The following is a 16,496-nucleotide window of genomic DNA, read 5'->3' on the forward strand; positions in this document are numbered from 1 at the left end:
GCCGCCCTCCGTGATGCCCGCGTTGGCCACCACCACCGACGGCTGCTGCTGCTGCTGCGCAAGAGATGCCCTTCCCTTCGGCTCAGAGGCGCGTCCTGACCTCCTCACCTCTACCTCCGCAGGGAAGCGGCGTTCGGATGCGCCTCAGTCCCGTTCCGCCACGGCCATCTCACCCAGCTCGGACCAGTCGTCCTGCGGGATCGTCGCGTTGACGATCCGCGGTGTCTCGGCGAGATATGGCGGCAGAGTCCGCTGCGCGGCACGGAAGTGCTCGGAGCCGACGTGCGCGGCGCCGGCCTCGCCGTCACGGAAGGCTTCTACGAGGACGTACTCGGTGGGGTCCTCGACACTGCGGGACCAGTCGAACCACAGGCAGCCCGCTTCAGCTCGGGTGGCGCGGGTGAAGTCCTCGCTGATCTGCGGCCATTCGTCCGCGTGCTCGGGCAGGACCCGGAACTTGGCGGTGATGAAGATCATCAGGTCTCCTCTGTGGTGGCGTGAGTCCAGGATGGATCACCCAGCCCCCGTGTCGCACCCTGCGACTGCCGGCGCCGGGATGATTCACGCGAGGAGCCCAGGGAAGCGGCGCCCAGGCACCGGATGTGTGCCGGGGCTCAGCCTGCCACGCGTACGCCGAACTGGAACGATCCGATCGTGCTCATCGACTCGTAGCGCACATAGGCGCCCGGGTACGGGGCGTGCAGGACCTGGTTGTTGCCCGCGTAGAGGCCGACGTGCTCGGTGTTGTTGAAGAAGACGAGGTCACCGGGCTTGAGCGCGCTCATGCCGATGTGGGTTCCGTCGTTGACCTGCGTGTAGGTGACGCGGGATATGGGGATACCGGCCTGCGCGTAGGCCCACTGCGTCAGGCCCGAGCAGTCGTAGGAGTTGGGGCCCGTGCCGCCCCGGGCGTACGGCTTGCCTACCTGAGTGGCGGCCGCGTTCAGGGCGGCGGCACCGAAGGGAGAGGCGGCCACCTCGCCGCCGAGGTCGACACGTTCCGAAGCGGTGCGGCTGGCACGCTCCTCGGAATCAGCGATCTCCTGACGCTCGGCGGCGGTCAGGGAGTTCAGCAGCCGCTGCGCCTTGCCGAGTTTGGCCTGGATCTCCTTCTTCTTCTCGCCGAGCTCGGTGCGGGTATCGGCGAGGTCCTTGAGCTTCTCCGTGGCCTCGGCGCGCCGCTGGGCCAGCTTGCGCTGCTTGACCTGGACCTTCTTCAGCGACGTCAACTGCTGCGCGGACAGCGATTCAAGCGTGGAGGCCTGGTCGAGGTAGTCGTCCGGGTCGGCGGAGAGAAAGAGCTGGACCGAGGGGTCGATGCCACCCGAGCGGTACTGGGCGCTGGCCATCGAACCGAGGCCCGCACGCAGTTCATTGAGTTCGTCCTGACCGCGGGCGACCTCGTCCTGGAGCGCGCCGATCTCCTTCTGAAGCTTCTCCTGCTTCTCCTTGGCCCCGTCGTACTGGTTGGTGGCCCGCTCCGTCTCTTCGTAGAGCTTGTCGACCTGCGCCTTCACCTCGGTCTTCGTGGGCTTGGGGGCCGCGTTGGCGGCCTGCGAGGTGAGAGCCACCGCGGCGGCTGCGGTCGCGGTGAGCACGCTCACGCGGGTGCGGCTCTGCGGCTTGGGTCGGCGGTGAAGCGCCACGGGGACGAACTCCTTCTCCCTCCACCGCCACCCACCTCGTGTGAGCGATCATCTGTGCGAAGGTTCGAGACCTCACCTTAGTGATCTTCTTGTGACCATTTCAAAGTTTGGAGCGCACAATTTCAGTCGCGTTCTGCACTGTTGGCGCAAAAATCGCTCACAACCCGCCCATCACAGCGTGTTCTGCGGCGCGGCCTCGGTGACCCGGCATCGGTATGACGAGGGGCGCGGGCAGGACACCGCGCGCCCCTCACGGGTGTGCTCAGGGGCGGGCGCCGGGCTTGTCGACGACGCCCCAGGCGGCGCGGGCGCTGACCATCTCTCCGTCGTCCCGGGACTCCCCGAGGTAGGCGTAGCTCCCAGGCTCGAAGAAGAACTCCTGCTTGCCCTGCCAGCCCGAGGGCGTCTTCTCGGCGTAGGTCACGCGCACGCCGATCGCCGCGCGGCCGAGCGGGTCCTTCACGCCGGTCGTCACCCGGGCTCCGGGGATCTTCGCGAGAGCACGGAACAGACCCGCCTGGGCGTTCGGCGGGATCAGCACCGACCGGTACAGAACGGAGATCTCCCGCCAGTCGCGCTGCGCGCGCGTCTCCCCGTCAACGGAGCCGATGGCGTGCTCCTCACGGATGCGCTTCATCATCCGGTCGGGGTCGGAGGGGAGGGTGGCGAGGAAGCGGTAGAACTGCCGCTGGGAGCGGTCGTCGTAGCCCTCCTTCTTCCACTTCTCCTCCTGATTGGGGCCGTACCAGACCTGGAGCTCGTCGGGGTCGAAGTCCGAGATGTCACCGGACGGGGGGATGCCGGGCAGATTGGCGTGCCCGGTGCCGTCCCAGCGGGTCCACTCCTCACTGCTCTGCGGCTTGCCCTGGACGAAGACCGCGCTCTTCTCGTACACCCACTGCTTCGGGCCGGGTTCAGTGCCGTCGTGCCGCTCGACGGTGGCGGCGGCCAGTTCCAGGGCGTCGGCAGAGGCTCCTGCCGACAGCACCTGGGGGCCCTTCCTCCCGGAGGCGCGGGTGCCGTCCTCGGGCAGGGTCGCGACGATCCCGGCGGTCACGGCGAGGGCCCCCGCGGTGGCAGCGCCGACCAGGAGCGTCCGGCGCCTGGCAGGCGCGGCGCGCTGAGGGCGGGTCTCCCGCAACACCGCGGTGAGCCGGGCCCGCGGCGCGGCGAGCTCGTCCGGGTCGGGAAGGGGTGCGTCGGCGCGCAGGCCGCGGAGTGCGGAGAGCTCGTTCATGCGGGGTCACCTTCGTGGATGCGAGCTTCGATGAGGGGGCCGTCGGCCGCGCCGGCGGCGGTGCGCAGCTTCCGGCGGGCGCGGTTGAGGCGGGAGCGGACGGTGCCGACGGGGATGTCCAGGGCTTCGGCGATCTCCTGGTAGCCGAAATCGGCCCAGGCGAACAGCAGCAGGACGTGCCGGTCGCCTGCGGAGAGACGGGCCAGCGCGCCGGCCAGGGGGCGGGCGGCGGCCTCGGCGGCGATGCGGTCGTCGGCCAAGTCGGTCCAGCTGTCGGCGACCGGGTCATGGCCGGTGCGGGCCAGCAGCTTCAGGGCCCTGACCTCCTCCCGGCGCTGCCTGCCGATCTGCTTGGCGGCGATGCCGTACAGCCAGGGCCGGACGCCGGCGCGGGCCGGGTCGAACCGGTCCCGTATCCGGAAGGCCGTCAGAAACGTCTCGGCGGTGACATCTTCAGCCACGTCCCGGCCGAGCCGGCGGGCTACGTACTGGTGGATCGCCGGGGCGTGACGGTCGAAGAGCGCCGCGAAACGCTCGGGTTCCTCGAGTGAGGCGGCGATGAGCTCGGCGTCGCTGCCGGCCAGGTCGGTCATGGACGGTCCGTCCGTTGGTCGCGTCGGTGAGTGCCAGGATGGCAGTGAGTGTTCACACCCTGTACTTGCCGAGTCGCGGCGAACGGGTTCACGCCGTCGCCCCGGGCGCCGCAATGTGCCGGGCCGGTCGGGCAGACGCCGCAGTCACCGTCGTCGGCTGACCAGTCCGCAGAACAGCACCCCTCCCCCACGACGGGCGCCCGGCATGTCAGCTGCGGCGAGCGTGTCGCTGTCGAAGAGTTCGCTGGGGTCCCGGTCGATCAGTCGGCCCTAACGCATCGTCCGATCGAATTCAAACTTGAACTCTTCCTTGGTCGCCAGGCGAATCCCATGGGCAGGTTTGACGCTCCGGCGTGGTGAACCGCCCTGCCCAGCGCATGCCGAAGCTTCGCAGAACCGTACCCGGTCCGCTCGGCGTCCTTGGGGAAACGCATCCGCACCACCGAAGGCCGCCCATGCCCCCGCAGCACCACGGCACTGTTCCTTCGACGCCCAGCAAGCCGCAACACGGCGTCGCCGCCACCACGTTCGCCGTTCTACTGCGCCACCGAGACACTCTGGCTGCCGCGACGGTACGTGTCGTCAGCCTGACCGCGCTGGCCGGGCTGCTGATGACGGCCACGGTCTTCGCCCTCTCGTGGCCCCTGTTCACCCACATGCGAAACGAACGCATCCGCTACCACCACCTTGAGGACCCCTACTCGCACGACCACTCCGATCTGGGGCTGGTGGCCCTGTGGACGCTCCCTCTCTACCTGCTGTTGCTCGGAGTGGGCAGTGCGGCCTTGCAGAACGTGTGCTCCCGGGCGGTCGCGGCACATGTTCAGGGCTCCTCACGGACGCACGGTTCACCTACGACAGCGCGTAGTACACGGTTGCGGCCGATCGTCACCACATACGTACTGCGGGGCCTGATCGTGTGGACCCTGCCGCTGCTCGCCTTCGAGCTGACGCGCCGTCTGACCAGTAATGTGCTCGACACTCCCCTGCCCCTGGCGCGCGGATCATGGCCCTACACCCTCGTGTCGGCCTCACCGGCGGCCGCCGCGTGCCTCGCCGTGCTGCTCCGCCTCGCGCTGGCCCTCGCCCCCGCCGCGGCGTCCTCCGGCCTGAGTCCGCGCGAGGCCCTGCGCCGTTCATGGTCGCTGACGACAAAGACACGTGTGGGCGCGGTCCGCGTCTTGGCGACCGCACTGCCGCTGGCCGCGCTGACCGCCGCGGTCATCCGGCTCGCCACACAACTGGCCCTGCCTCTACGTCCGTTACTGCGCGACCTGCTCGAAGAGGCAACGGGCAATGACTTCGCCGCCTACTACGCCGGCATCCTCGCACCCGTCATCGTCGGCATCCTCACGGCCGCGACCCTGACCTTCCCCGTCACGGCCACCGCCCTCGCCTGCCTCCACGAACGCCTGCGGTCCGACGCGGCACGAACGCGATGAGCATCTGGACGACGTGAGTGAAGCGTGAGTCGACACGTTCCACCACCGAGGCGGCCTCGGACTTCAGGCAGGACTGACCTGCCTGGTCAACGACCGGGCGCTCAGGCCCGTTTCGCGGTCTCTGAGGCGCCCATGCCCTGGCTGGCGCGGCGCATGGCCTCGTACAGGGCTTCGTCCTCCGGTGGTTCCGGAAGCGGTCCGCGGGCCGGGGCCTGGAAGGACTGGATCATCCACGCCACCAGGCGGCGCCAGGCGTCCGGGGCGGCGTCGCAAGTGGCGCTGAGGACGCCGGCGTTGGCCATCAGGAGCAGGACGAGGTCCCGGCTGGTGAAGTCCTCGCGCAGTCGTCCGCTGTCCTTGGCGCGGCTGATGAGTTCGAGGAAGCCCTGGTACGCCTGGGCGCGGAGTTCTTCCAGTGTCGGGGCTCCGGGGAAGCTCATGGTCATCACGTCGGCGAAGCCCCGGTCGGCGGCCTGCATCGTGCAGACCTCCTGGATGTAGCCGGTGAAGCCGTCCCATGGGTCCGGGTTGGCCAAGGCGTCGGTGGCGGCCTGTGCGTACGCCTCCATGCGGTCCGCGAAGACCGCGGCGGCCAGTTCCTCCTTGGCGGGGAAGTGCCGGAACAGGGTGGCGATACCCACCCCCGCCTCCCGCGCGACCGAGGCCATGGACGCGTGCAGCCCGTCGCGTCCGAACACGGTGCGTGCGGCGGCGATGATCCGCCCCCGGTTGCGCTCCGCATCGCTGCGCATCGACGGGCCTGCGGAGTCGGTCGTACCGCCGGCGCCGTGGTTGTTCTGGTTCCGGGAGGTCATGGGCCTCACACTATCAACCGGAAAGGCCGATCCGGTTCCCGCGCTACCTGTGACGGCTCTGCGGTGACCTGGTGCGTTCGATGGCCGGCGGCCCCTGGCTGCTGATGGAGCACTCGACCGGCGCCGTCAACTGGCAGTCCGTGAACCGCGCCAAAGACCCCGGCGAGATGCGCCGCAACGCCCTGGCCCATGTGGCGCACGGCGCCGACGGCATCGCGTACTTCCAGTGGCGGGCCGCCAGAGCCGGCTCCGAACAATGGCACTCGGCCATGCTCCCGCACGCGGGCACGAGCAGTCGGATCTGGCAGGACGTCGTCCGGCTCGGCGCCGATCTCCAAGCATTGGCGGAGGTCCGTGGCAGTTCCGTCGCGGCGGACGTCGCCATCGTCTGGGACTGGGACGCCCGTTGGGCCCTGGAACTCCCGTCCCAGCCCAGCTCACGGCTCCGCTTCCAGCAGCTCGTCCGGGACTGGTACACACCGCTGTGGCGTGCGGGCACAGCCGTGGACTTCGTACGCCCGATGCGGACCTTTCCCGCTATCGCCTGGTACTCGCGCCCAGCCTCTACCTGGTCGACGACGAGGGCGCCGCGAACCTCACCGCCTTCGCCGAGCGCGGCGGCACGCTGGCGGTGGGTTTCCACAGCGGGACGGTCGACGACAACTGCCATGTCCGGCTCGGCGGTTACCCCGGCGCCTTCCGGGACGTCCTCGGCGTGCGCGCGGACGAGCCGTTCCCGCTGCTCCCCGGCGAGACACGGAAGCTGACGGGCCAAGTCCCCCAGGACGCCACCGCCACCCTGTGGTCCGAACGACTCCAGCTCACCGGCGCCGAAGCCGTCGCCACGTACGCCGACGGGCCGCTCGCCGACCTGCCGGCCGTCACCCGGCATGCCTACGGCGCCGGCACCGCCTGGTACCTGGCCACCAGCCCCGAGCCGGCCACGCTGGCGTCCCTGTTGGGGCGCATCTGCGACGAGGCCCGCGCCCGCCCCGTCCTCGCCACTCCGTCGCCCGGCATCGAGGCCGTTCGCCGCAGCGGAACCGACGCGGACTACCTGTTCCTGATCGACCACTTCGGTGCCGGCGCCGAGATCCCGGCCCATGGCGTGGAACTGCTCACCGGCAAGCCCGTCCACGGCTCGGTGACCGTCCCGGCCGGAGGTGTTGCCGTGGTCCGCGAGACGCGCTGAACACCGCCGCGCCGAGACGGACAAGTCCCCGACAGGAGCTGTCGGGGACTTCTCGTCCAGGGGTGTGCGCCGCCTTCCGGCGGGACGGGGTCACCTGTGGGCGGCGCGGTTCATCTCGACGACGTCCTCCAGGGTGGGATCGGCGCCGAGAGCGGCGAAGCGCTTCCCTATGCTCTCCCGGACCGCCGCGTCCTTGACACGATCGGCCGCGGCCAGGGCTGCCGACAGTTCGTCCAGGGTCAGCTCGGTGCAGTAGGCGGGGCCCATCGGCTGCTGACGGGGGTGGAGGCCTCCGTGCCCTCTCGGGCCGGTGACCGCGGGGGTCAGGCCGCCGCGTTCAGCAGGTCGGCCAGCACGTCGGGGCGTTCCAGGGCGATGAAGTGCCCGGCTTTCGGGATCTGGACGAAGTCGGCGGCCGGCAGCAGCCGCCTGTTGGCTTCCCGGTCCGAGGGGCGGGACCAGTCCTTCTCGCCGTAGACGAGGTGGACGGGTGCCTTGATCTCGGGGTAGCGGGAGCGGGCGGCGACGAAGCTGGGCAGTGCCTGGTAGACGGCGCGGGCGACCGTCGGGTAGCCGGGGCGGCCGCCCACCTGAAGGAGTTCGTCCACGTAGTCCTCGCGCAGCGCGCTCTTGTCGCCGAGGCCACCCTGGAGGATCTTGCGAAGGGCCGGCTTGGGCTCCACCCCCGCGATCACCGGGCCCACGCCGGGCGCGAGGACTCCACCGACGACCACGCGGGCGAGGAGGCTCGACCGGGCGATGCCGCCGGGGAAGTCGTAGGTGTTGACCGCGACGACGCGTCGTACCCGCTCCGGCAGATCGGCCGCGGTGGTCAGGGCGAGCACTGCGCCCATGGACTCTCCCGCCAACGTCACGTCGTTCAGGTCGAGTTCGGTCAGCAGCCGTTCGACGCCCGCCCGCATCGCGGGCTCGTCGTAGGACGCACCAGGCACGATCTCGGAGTAGCCCATCCCCGGCAGGTCGAGGGCGTACACGGTGTACCGGTCCGCGATCAGCGGGATGAGGTGGCGGAAGTGCTCGGCCTGGGTGCGCACCGTGTGCAGCAGGACCAGGGGGGCGCCGGTGCCCGCCTTGAGGTAGCGAAGCGTTCCCTCACGGCCGCCGGATCCCGTGCGGGGGACGAGGGTGTGGCTGGTGGTCCCCGGAATGTGAAGCGTGGGACGTGACTCTTGGCTGGGCATCTCGCCGACTCCTTGCGTATGAGGGGTTGCCGAGCCGGTCATGACTCTCGCCGGAGACGGACACACCGATCGGCTCCCCTCACAGTAAACCGATCGGTTTCCAGGCGCAAGCCGACACGGTGCCCCCCAGCCCCGGAAGCGACCCCCCTAACTTGCACACAGGAAACCGATCTGTTTTCCTGAAGTGGAAACAGATCGGTTTCCGACCGACAGTCGGCCCATGACCAGCAACCAAGGGGAAAAAGTGAGTACCACCATCGACCGCGGAGCGCCCGCCTCCGGGAAAACAGACTCGGGCCGCCGCGGCTCACATGCCGTGCGCTGGTGGGTGCTCGTCGTGCTGGGTGTGGCGCAGCTCATGGTCACGCTCGATGCGACCGTCGTGAACATCGCGCTGCCCGAGGCGCAGCACGACCTCGGCTTCAGTGACGGCAGCCGGCAGTGGGTCATCACGGGCTACGCCTTGGCGTTCGGCAGCCTGCTGCTGCTCGGCGGCCGGCTCGGGGACCTGTTCGGCCGGCGTACGACGTTCGTGACCGGGCTGATCGGGTTCGCGGCCGCATCCGTCGTCGGCGGCGCGGCCGGCAGCTTCGAGGTCCTCGTCGCGGCCCGCGTGGCCCAGGGCCTGTTCGCCGCGCTGCTCGCGCCCGCGGCGCTCTCCCTGCTCAGCGTGACCTTCACCGACCCGGCCGAAAGGCCGAAGGCCTTCGGCATCTTCAGCGCGCTGTCCGGTGCGGGCGCCGCGGTCGGGCTCCTGCTCGGCGGCATGCTCACCGAGTGGGCGTCATGGCGCTGGGTGATGTACGTGAACGTCATCTTCGCGGGCGTCGCACTGGTCGGTGCACTGCTGTTGCTGGCCAAGCCCGTGGTCACCGAACGACCCAAGATCGACCTTCCCGGCACGGTCGTGGTGAGCGCCGCGCTGTTCGGCATCGTCTACGGGTTCGCGCACGTCGAATCCACCAGCTGGACCGACCCGGTCGCCCTCGGCTCCATGATCAGCGGCGTGGTGCTGCTCGCGGTGTTCGCCTGGCTGGAGCTCAGGGTCGCGCATCCGCTGCTGCCGCTGCGTGTCGTGCTGGACCGGACCCGGGGCGGTTCGTTCCTGGCCGTGTTCGTCCTGGGCATGGGAATGTTCTCGATCTTCCTCTTCCTGACCTATTACCTGGAGGCCAGCATCGGCTACTCGCCGATCAAGGCCGGGCTGGCCTTCCTGCCGATGGTCGGCGGCATCGTCGCCGCATCGACCACGGTGCCTTCACTGCTGCTGCCCAGGGTCGGCCCGAAGATCGTGGTCACCGCCGGCTTCCTGGTCTCCGCGTCCGGCATGGCCCTGCTGACCCGGCTCACGTTGGACAGCACCTACGCCGCGCACATCATGCCGGGCATGATCCTGCTGGGCCTCGGCATCGGCGCGGTGATGACCACCTCGTTCCAGGGCGCGACCGCGGGCGTGCACCACGAGGACGCGGGCGTCGCCTCGGCACTGATCAACACCAGCCAGCAGGTCGGCGGCTCGATCAGCACCGCACTGCTGACCACCGTCGCCTCATCCGCCGCGACCGACTACCTGTCCTCCCACAAGCCCAGCGCACTGACCGCGGCACAGGCCGGGGTCGAGAGCTACACGGCCACCCTGGCGTGGGGCGCCGGGATCTTCGTGGTCGGTGCGGTGCTCACGGCGTTCCTGATGCCGAATCGGGCTCTGGCGCCGTCGGAGGGCGAGCCTGTGATCGCCCACTGACCCGGAGACCGCGATGGGGGTGCCGACGTCCGGTCGCACCCCCGTCAACACCGTAAACCGATCGTTTTCCAATCGGTCGAAATCGAGTTAGCCTCGCCATATGACCACCGAAGCAATGCCGGGCTCCCGAGAGCGTCTGCTGGAGGCAGCGGCCACGCTCACCTACCGCGAAGGCGTCAACATCGGCGTCGACGCGCTGTGCAAGGCGGCGGGGGTGTCCAAGCGCTCCATGTACAAGCTGTTCGAGAGCAAGGGCGACCTGCTGGCGGCGAGCCTTGAGGAACGCTCCTCCGCCTATGTGGCGGCACTCCTGCCCGCGGCGGACGACAACCGTCCGCCCCGCGAGCGGATCCTGCACGTCTTCGAACAGGCGGAGGCACAGGCGGGCACGCCGGACTTCCAGGGCTGCCGGTACCTCGTCGTGCAGATCGAACTCAAGGACCCGACCCACCCCGCGAGCCAGGTCGCCCATCGGGTCAAGGAGACCCTGACGGCCTTCTTCCGCACCGAGGCCGCACAGGGCGGAGCGAGCGACCCGGACCTGCTGGCCCGGCAGCTGATCCTGGTCTTCGACGGCGCCAGCGCCCGCGCGGGAATCAAAGCCGACACGCAGGCAGGGCTGACCGCCCCCACCGTGACCGCCCTGCTCGACGCGGCGGACATGCGCTGACCGTCACCTGGGCCCGCACGGGCACTTGCGCGCGAAAACCGATCGGTTTACGGTGGTGAAACTGATCGGTTTTCCGCCGGTGGCGGCGAGCCTCGTACCCGCATCCCCAGGAGCACGGATGACTGCCGCGCGCGACACCGAGGGGCGCCCCACCCCTCCCCGGCTTCCGGCGAAGCTGGCGGCCCACCCGTCCGTACGGGCCGTACTCGCCCGGCGCGGGACCGGTGAGGCGCGCCGACCCCCCGCGGTGATCGACGCGGACTGGCTGCGCGAGTTGTGCCTGGCCGCCGGGGCGGACGACATGGCCGCGGTCAGCCTGGACCATCCCGACCTGGCCGGCGAGCGCGAGCACGCCCGGTCCGCGCTGCCCGGCACCCGCACCCTCATCACGATGGCGGTCCGGATGAACCGCGACAACTGCCGCTCCCCCGCCCGCAGCGTGGCCAACCAGGAGTTCCACCAGACCGACGAGCAGGCCAACCACGCCGCCCGCAGCGTCACCCGGGCGCTCCAGGATGCCGGCTACCGCGCGCTCAACCCCTCCGTCGGATTCCCCCAGGAGATGGACCACTTTCCCAGCGAGCGGATCTGGGTGGTGGCCCACAAGACGGTCGCGGTGGCCGCCGGTCTCGGCGTGATGGGCCTGCACCGCAACGTCATCCACCCGAAGTTCGGCAGCTTCGTCCTGCTCGTGACCGTCCTGGTCGACGCGGAGGTGAGCGCGTACGGGCAGGCGCTGGACTACAACCCGTGCATCGACTGCAAGTTGTGCGTCGCCGCCTGCCCGGTCGGCGCCATCGCCAAGGACGGCGCCTTCGACGCACTGGCCTGCACCACGCACAACTACCGCGAGTTCATGAGCGGGTTCACCGACTGGGCGCAGACCGTGGCCGACAGCGAGGACGCGGCCGACTACCGCTCCCGGGTCACCGATTCCGAGAGCGCCTCCATGTGGCAGAGCCTGTCCTCGCCCCCCGGCTACAAGTCCGGCTACTGCCTCGCCGTCTGTCCCGCCGGAGAAGATGTCCTCGGCCCCTACCTGGACGACCGGAAGAGCTTCATGGACACCGTGCTGCGTCCGCTCCAGGACAAGAAGGAGACCCTGTACGTCCTGCCGGGCTCCCCCGCGCAGGAGTACGCCCGGCGCCGCTTCCCCCACAAGCCCGTCAAGGAGGTCACCGGCGGCTGGCATCCTCCGGAGCGGCGCTCCGCGTCCGGCGACCGAGAGACACGTACGTCATGAGGTCACTCGGGGTGGGCCATTGCTCCGCACCCCAAAGCTCCCCGAAAACCGGTCGGTTTTCGTTTTGTCCACGCCAGGTTAACCTCACGACATGAGCACCGAAATGAAACTGAGCCCCAGGGAGCGCCTGCTGGAGGCGGCGGCCACGCTCACCTATCGAGACGGCGTCAACATCGGCGTCGAGGCGCTGTGCAAGGCGGCGGGAGTGTCGAAGCGCTCCATGTACCAGCTGTTCGAAAGCAAGGACGAACTCCTGGCAGCGAGCCTGAAGGAGCGCGCCGCCGGCTATGTGGCGACTCTCCTGCCCGCGGCGGACGCCGGTCAGTCGCCACGCGAGCGGATCCTGCATGTCTTCGAGCAGATGGAATCGCATGCGGGAGCACCCGAGTTCCGGGGCTGTCGGTATCTGGCCGTGCAGGTCGAGCTCAAGGACCAGAGCCACCCGGCGAGCCGCGTGGCCCACCAGGTCAAGGCGAATCTGACGGCCTTCTTCCGCGCCGAGGCCGAGCAGGGCGGGGCAGACGATCCGGATCTGCTGGCCCGGCAGCTCAGCCTGGTCTTCGACGGCGCGAGCGCCCGTGCGGGGATTCAGGCCGACAACCTCAGCGGGCTCGTCGCGCCCACCGTGGCCACCCTGCTCGACGCGGCAGGCGTGCGCTGACGCATCGCCGTTCGAAGCGCCCCGTCACCTCCCGGTGTTCACCGGAAGCCCGATGGCCGTGAGCGTGTTGCCGAGCATGCCGCAGGCGAAGAAGCTCGCGGTCATCTCGGCATCAGCGCCCAGCGACAGGTGCACGGTTTCCCAGATGCTCGTCCAGCCGGCCCGGACGGCTTCACCGATCAGGTCATCGCCCTCCCCCTCGGCGGCCGCCACGGTGACGTATCCCTGCATCTGCATCAGGAGCGTTTCAGGACTCGTCGCGATCAGCCGCACATAGGCGTCCGCCATCACCTGGCGCGCCCGCTCGCCCCGCTCCACCCCGTCGGCCGCTCTCTCGAAAGCCGAGCGAGTGTCCTCCGCGCTCCGCCGCAGGGCGGCGACGAAGATCGCCTTCTTGTCCGGGAAGAGCCGGAAGAGATACGGCTGCTTGACCCCGACCCGCTCGGCGATCGCGGCGGTGGTGGTACCGCGGTAGCCGGCGATCGCGAACTCGGCGATGGCCGCGCGAATGACGCTCTCACGCCGCTCCTGCGCACTGATGCCGCCCATGACCCCATCCTCTGCTTTGACTGCCGGCCGACACCACGGAAAGCGAAAGGGTCCGCCGACTCCGTCGGAGGACCCTCACGAAAGACCGAGGCTAAGGCTTGAGCACTGCCAGTACGTCGTCGAGCGAAACGCCGGTGGGGTCACTCATGTCGGAACCGTCGAACGTCTGCCAGATGTAGGACGCGGTGCCGCTCTCCCGCAGCGGGTGCAGGTCGGCCAGTTCCGGATCGTCCCGGAAGCTGTTGAACGCTTCTTCGGAGTCCCATTCGACGAGGAACAGCACCTGGCGCGGCGTGAGGTCACCGACGACGTTGTCCCGGAAGCGGCCGAACGCCACCATTCGACCGCCGTACTTTGGAGCCACTTCGGGCAAGCGGCTGAAATACGCGAGGTATTTCTCCAGGTCGACCACGTCGAACATGTTCAGAGCGTAGAAGTTCTTCTGATCTGAATTGGCACTCATTGTCACTGCTCTCCAGTCGCGGGAATCCGGTGTCCGGCGCTCCAGGCGGGCGCGAGGTCAGAGCTGGGGGTACAGCGCGGCCAGGTCGCCGGCCAGGCCCGCCTTGACCTGCCGGGAGATGTCGTCGGCGAGCACCTCGTACGCGCCGGCCTCCACCCCGTCGAGGGCGAGGGCGGCGACGTCACGCGGGACGGACTTGGGCGCCTCGACCCCGGCCGCGAGGTCGGTGTCGACGTAGCCGACGTGCAGTCCGGTGACGGAGATGCCGCGCGGCTGGAGTTCGAGGCGCAGGGAGTTGGTCTGTGACCACAGGGCCGCCTTGGAGGCGCTGTAGGAACCGCCGAGCGCGAGCCAGGACAGCACGGAGTGCACGTTCAGCAGGTGGCCGCCGCCGTTGCGTTCGATGACCGGCACGAAGGCGCGGGCGACGAGCAGCGGGCCGTAGAAGTTGGTCTCGAACTCCCGGCGTATGTCGTCGACCGGGGAGTCGAGGAAGGACGCGCCGACCGAGGCACCGGCGTTGTTGATCAGCACGGTGACGTCCTGCGCCTGCGCGGCGGCGGCTGCCACGGAGGCCGGGTCGGTGACCTCCAGCGCCACCGGGACCGCGTCGGGGTGCGTCACCGTGCGCGGGTCGCGGGCCGTGGCGTAGACCTTGCCGGCACCGCGCGCGTACAGCTCCTCCACCAGCGCCTTGCCGATGCCGCGGCTGCCGCCGGTGACGAGGACGTTCGCGCCCTTCAAAACAGTCATGACTCTCTCCGGAGAATTAGAAACCGATCGGTTTCAAGAAGAGTAAACCGATCGGTTTCATGACGCAAGCGCGGGTCGACGGATCGGCGGCCCCGCCCTCACCTGCGTGCGGGGGGGGGCAGAGTTCAGCTCCGGGCGGCCACGGCTGCCGCCGCGGCGGCCAGGATGCGGTGCAGAACGGGGACCGGGATCGCCGGGTTGGTGACCGCCGTGCGTGCGGTGTCGCGGTCGTGCAGGAGCCCGGCCAGGACGCGGGCCGGCAGCCGCGGACTGCGCACCGCGGTGTCGCGGACGTGGGCCGCCGGATCGTTGAGCAGCCGTACCGCGTCCTGCGGTGACAGTCGGGGGTCCTCAGCCGCGCGGCGGCGCACCTCGGCTTCGGGATCCCGGGCCAGGCGGGCGACGTCGGCCGCGGTGGACCGCGGGTCGTCCAGGGCCAGGCGGCGCATCCGCCCGCTGTGGTCGGTGAGGTGGCGGAGCAGGCCCTCGCGCGGGAAGTTGGGGTGGTTGCGGGGCCGGCCGGGGTGGCTGAAGCTGCCGTCCCACCAGCGCCAGACGTCCAGCAGCATGTCGGCCGGCGCGTCCTCGCACGACTCGGCGAGGAACAGGCGGACCACCCGGTCCTCGTCCCGCGCCAGCCGCGCCACGACATCCGGCGGGAGGTGGCGGGCGCGGGCCACACTGCGGCGGACGAGCGGGTGGGACGACGCGGCGAGACGGCGCATCGCGTCGGCGTCGCCGTGCAGGTCCTCGACCCAGGCGAGGGTGCGCGACATCGACGTCGGGTCGAAGTCGTGGCGCACCGCGGCACGTTGCTCCTCGGTGAGGTCGCGGCGCTGCGCCACCGCGGCGCGGATCTCGTCCTGCGGGTCCTGCGCCAGTACGGCGACGCCGTGCGCACCCAGGGCCGGATTGGCGGCCAGCGCCCGACGTGCCTCCACGTCCCCGTCCCGCACCAGCTCTGCCTCCAACTCGGGCTCCAGGCAGCACCGTTCGAGCGCCCGTCGCGGGTCGGGCAGGCCGGCGAAGACCTCGCGGGGCATGGGTACGGCGGTGTGGTGGGCGAGCAGCGCGGTCGTTCGTACCGCGTCGTCGGTGTCGGCCAGCAGCCGCTCCCGCAGCGGCGCGGCGAGGTCCTGCCACCGGGCACATGCCGCCGCCCGCACCCGGGCATCGGGGTCGGTGGCGAGATCGGGGAGGTGTCGTGCGGGGAGTTCCGGGAGTTCGGCGGCTTCGGCACGGGACGGGCCGGCGAGGAGGTCGTCGTACACGTCCTCGGGGAGTTCGGCGCCCCAGCGGCAGGCGTGCTCCGCCCACAGCACGCGTCGGCTCGGTGACGGCTCGGCGCGCACCACGCTTACCCACTGATCGGAGGTGAGCTTGGGGCGGAAGGTGTCGGCGGGCCTTGACCGCACGCGCGGATCGGAGTGCGCCACGGCGGCGTCGAGGACGGCGGGCCTGTCGCAGCCGTGGAGGAAGCCGTCCTCCACGTCCAGCAGGCGGATCAGGAGTTCGTCCGGCGCGGCGGGGTTGGACCCGATCCCCTCCGCCCAGTGCAGGGGCCAGGCATGCCGTCCGGGCACTGCCGCCCATATCTCGGCGCGCTCTGTCTCCGTCTCGCGGCCGGCGGCCTCGGCGGCCTCCTCCAGGCGCTCCGGCAGTCGGTCGAGGGCCGTCACCCGAGGCCCGTCCGTGCCGGGCACCGCCGCCAGCAGCACCTGTCCGTCGAGGGAGAGCGCCACGAACCCCGGGTCGCCGGACAACTCCGGCGCCCCGCCGCCGGTCTGCCGGACGCGGGTCCACCAGGAGTCGTTGCCGCCGATCCGGTGCCCGTGGACGGCCACGAGGAATTCGCCGTCGCCCCCGGAAAGACCGCGCCACCAGGCGGCATCGAGCCCTTCCCGGGCACCGCCGTCCGGCGCCGCGGTGCCCCGCGCGATCCGCCAGGCGGCCTCCGGCGGGAACAGGCTGCCCGGGCGCACCTCCTCGACGACCGTGAGTCCGGCGTGTGTCAGTAGTTCCTGGAGTTTCCCTCGGCGCTGCACGCGGTCATGATCCCCGGCGGCTCGCGAGGCGACAAGGCCCGCAGACCGGGCCTCACCGGCTCTCGCTCGCGTACCACCGGGCCGACGCTGCGACGGCCGTGCGGACCCTCCTCGACCTGCCCGAGCCACCCGCCGCGGTGTTCTGCTGCGCCGACGCGACGGCCGAGGTCGCCCCGCACGCCGTACGGCCACGGCGTCTGTCCGTGCCGGTCCCGGTGAGGCGCTGCCGAGGGGAACGGAT

General features: G+C 70.4%; 16 protein-coding genes and 1 pseudogene. 6 read left to right on the forward strand and 11 right to left on the reverse strand.

Annotated elements, in window-relative coordinates; genetic code table 11:
* Window positions 1-144 precede the first annotated feature (144 nt).
* The 4 genes from OG866_RS01950 to OG866_RS01965 form a co-directional block, all read right to left on the reverse strand.
* Window positions 145-477 (reverse strand): putative quinol monooxygenase, encoded by a 333-nt coding sequence (locus tag OG866_RS01950; RefSeq protein WP_329331505.1) that lies wholly within the window; start codon window positions 475-477, stop codon window positions 145-147.
* Window positions 478-614: 137 nt separating this feature from the next.
* Entirely contained in the window at window positions 615-1,646 is a 1,032-nt protein-coding gene (locus tag OG866_RS01955; protein ID WP_329331506.1) for a C40 family peptidase, read from the reverse strand.
* A 262-nt stretch (window positions 1,647-1,908) separates the two neighbouring features.
* Complete coding sequence (locus OG866_RS01960) at window positions 1,909-2,883, reverse strand: CU044_5270 family protein (protein ID WP_329331507.1); 975 nt, start codon at window positions 2,881-2,883, stop codon at window positions 1,909-1,911.
* A complete protein-coding gene (locus OG866_RS01965) occupies window positions 2,880-3,476 on the reverse strand; it encodes an RNA polymerase sigma factor (RefSeq protein ID WP_329331508.1) in 597 nt (198 codons plus the stop codon). Before OG866_RS01965 ends, OG866_RS01960 begins: the two co-directional genes overlap by 4 nt.
* Before the next feature lie 455 nt (window positions 3,477-3,931).
* On the opposite strand from OG866_RS01965, the gene OG866_RS01970 reads away from it, so the two are divergent.
* The gene (locus OG866_RS01970) at window positions 3,932-4,918 is read left to right on the forward strand and encodes a hypothetical protein (RefSeq protein WP_329331509.1); all 987 of its coding nucleotides are present in this window, start codon (window positions 3,932-3,934) and stop codon (window positions 4,916-4,918) included.
* A 101-nt stretch (window positions 4,919-5,019) separates the two neighbouring features.
* On the opposite strand, the gene OG866_RS01975 is transcribed toward OG866_RS01970, so the two are convergent.
* Window positions 5,020-5,733: a TetR/AcrR family transcriptional regulator gene (locus OG866_RS01975; RefSeq protein ID WP_329331510.1), complete on the reverse strand. Its 714-nt coding sequence runs from the start codon at window positions 5,731-5,733 to the stop codon at window positions 5,020-5,022.
* Between the two features lie 56 nt (window positions 5,734-5,789).
* Here OG866_RS01975 and OG866_RS01980 point away from each other — a divergent pair.
* Window positions 5,790-6,925: pseudogene (locus tag OG866_RS01980) on the forward strand (beta-galactosidase); the annotation flags it as partial.
* 90 nt (window positions 6,926-7,015) lie between these two features.
* Here the strand turns inward: OG866_RS01980 and OG866_RS01985 are convergent.
* A complete protein-coding gene (locus OG866_RS01985; RefSeq protein WP_329331511.1) occupies window positions 7,016-7,192 on the reverse strand; it encodes a hypothetical protein in 177 nt (58 codons plus the stop codon).
* A 56-nt stretch (window positions 7,193-7,248) separates the two neighbouring features.
* Window positions 7,249-8,127 (reverse strand): alpha/beta fold hydrolase, encoded by an 879-nt coding sequence (locus OG866_RS01990; protein WP_329331512.1) that lies wholly within the window; start codon window positions 8,125-8,127, stop codon window positions 7,249-7,251.
* A gap of 220 nt (window positions 8,128-8,347) precedes the next feature.
* Here OG866_RS01990 and OG866_RS01995 point away from each other — a divergent pair, with 220 nt between their 5' ends.
* The 4 genes from OG866_RS01995 to OG866_RS02010 all read left to right on the forward strand — a co-directional run bounded on the left by OG866_RS01995 (window position 8,348) and on the right by OG866_RS02010 (window position 12,445).
* The gene (locus tag OG866_RS01995; protein ID WP_443063488.1) at window positions 8,348-9,871 is read left to right on the forward strand and encodes an MFS transporter; all 1,524 of its coding nucleotides are present in this window, start codon (window positions 8,348-8,350) and stop codon (window positions 9,869-9,871) included.
* Window positions 9,872-9,971: 100 nt separating this feature from the next.
* The gene (locus OG866_RS02000) at window positions 9,972-10,541 is read left to right on the forward strand and encodes a TetR/AcrR family transcriptional regulator (RefSeq protein WP_329331515.1); all 570 of its coding nucleotides are present in this window, start codon (window positions 9,972-9,974) and stop codon (window positions 10,539-10,541) included.
* Window positions 10,542-10,659: 118 nt separating this feature from the next.
* Complete coding sequence (locus OG866_RS02005; protein WP_329331516.1) at window positions 10,660-11,784, forward strand: 4Fe-4S binding protein; 1,125 nt, start codon at window positions 10,660-10,662, stop codon at window positions 11,782-11,784.
* Window positions 11,785-11,875: 91 nt separating this feature from the next.
* Complete coding sequence (locus OG866_RS02010; RefSeq protein ID WP_329331517.1) at window positions 11,876-12,445, forward strand: TetR/AcrR family transcriptional regulator; 570 nt, start codon at window positions 11,876-11,878, stop codon at window positions 12,443-12,445.
* 24 nt (window positions 12,446-12,469) lie between these two features.
* Here the strand turns inward: OG866_RS02010 and OG866_RS02015 are convergent, their stop codons facing one another.
* The 4 genes from OG866_RS02015 to OG866_RS02030 form a co-directional block, all read right to left on the reverse strand.
* Window positions 12,470-12,994, reverse strand: a complete 525-nt coding sequence (locus tag OG866_RS02015; protein ID WP_329331518.1) for a TetR/AcrR family transcriptional regulator — start codon at window positions 12,992-12,994, stop codon at window positions 12,470-12,472.
* Between the two features lie 91 nt (window positions 12,995-13,085).
* Window positions 13,086-13,415 (reverse strand): DUF1330 domain-containing protein, encoded by a 330-nt coding sequence (locus OG866_RS02020; RefSeq protein ID WP_329331519.1) that lies wholly within the window; start codon window positions 13,413-13,415, stop codon window positions 13,086-13,088.
* Window positions 13,416-13,514: 99 nt separating this feature from the next.
* A complete protein-coding gene (locus tag OG866_RS02025; protein ID WP_329331520.1) occupies window positions 13,515-14,210 on the reverse strand; it encodes an SDR family oxidoreductase in 696 nt (231 codons plus the stop codon).
* 125 nt (window positions 14,211-14,335) lie between these two features.
* The gene (locus OG866_RS02030; protein WP_329331521.1) at window positions 14,336-16,255 is read right to left on the reverse strand and encodes a hypothetical protein; all 1,920 of its coding nucleotides are present in this window, start codon (window positions 16,253-16,255) and stop codon (window positions 14,336-14,338) included.
* Window positions 16,256-16,496 lie beyond the last annotated feature (241 nt).

Source organism: Streptomyces sp. NBC_00663 (assembly GCF_036226885.1).
GTDB lineage: Bacteria > Actinomycetota > Actinomycetes > Streptomycetales > Streptomycetaceae > Streptomyces.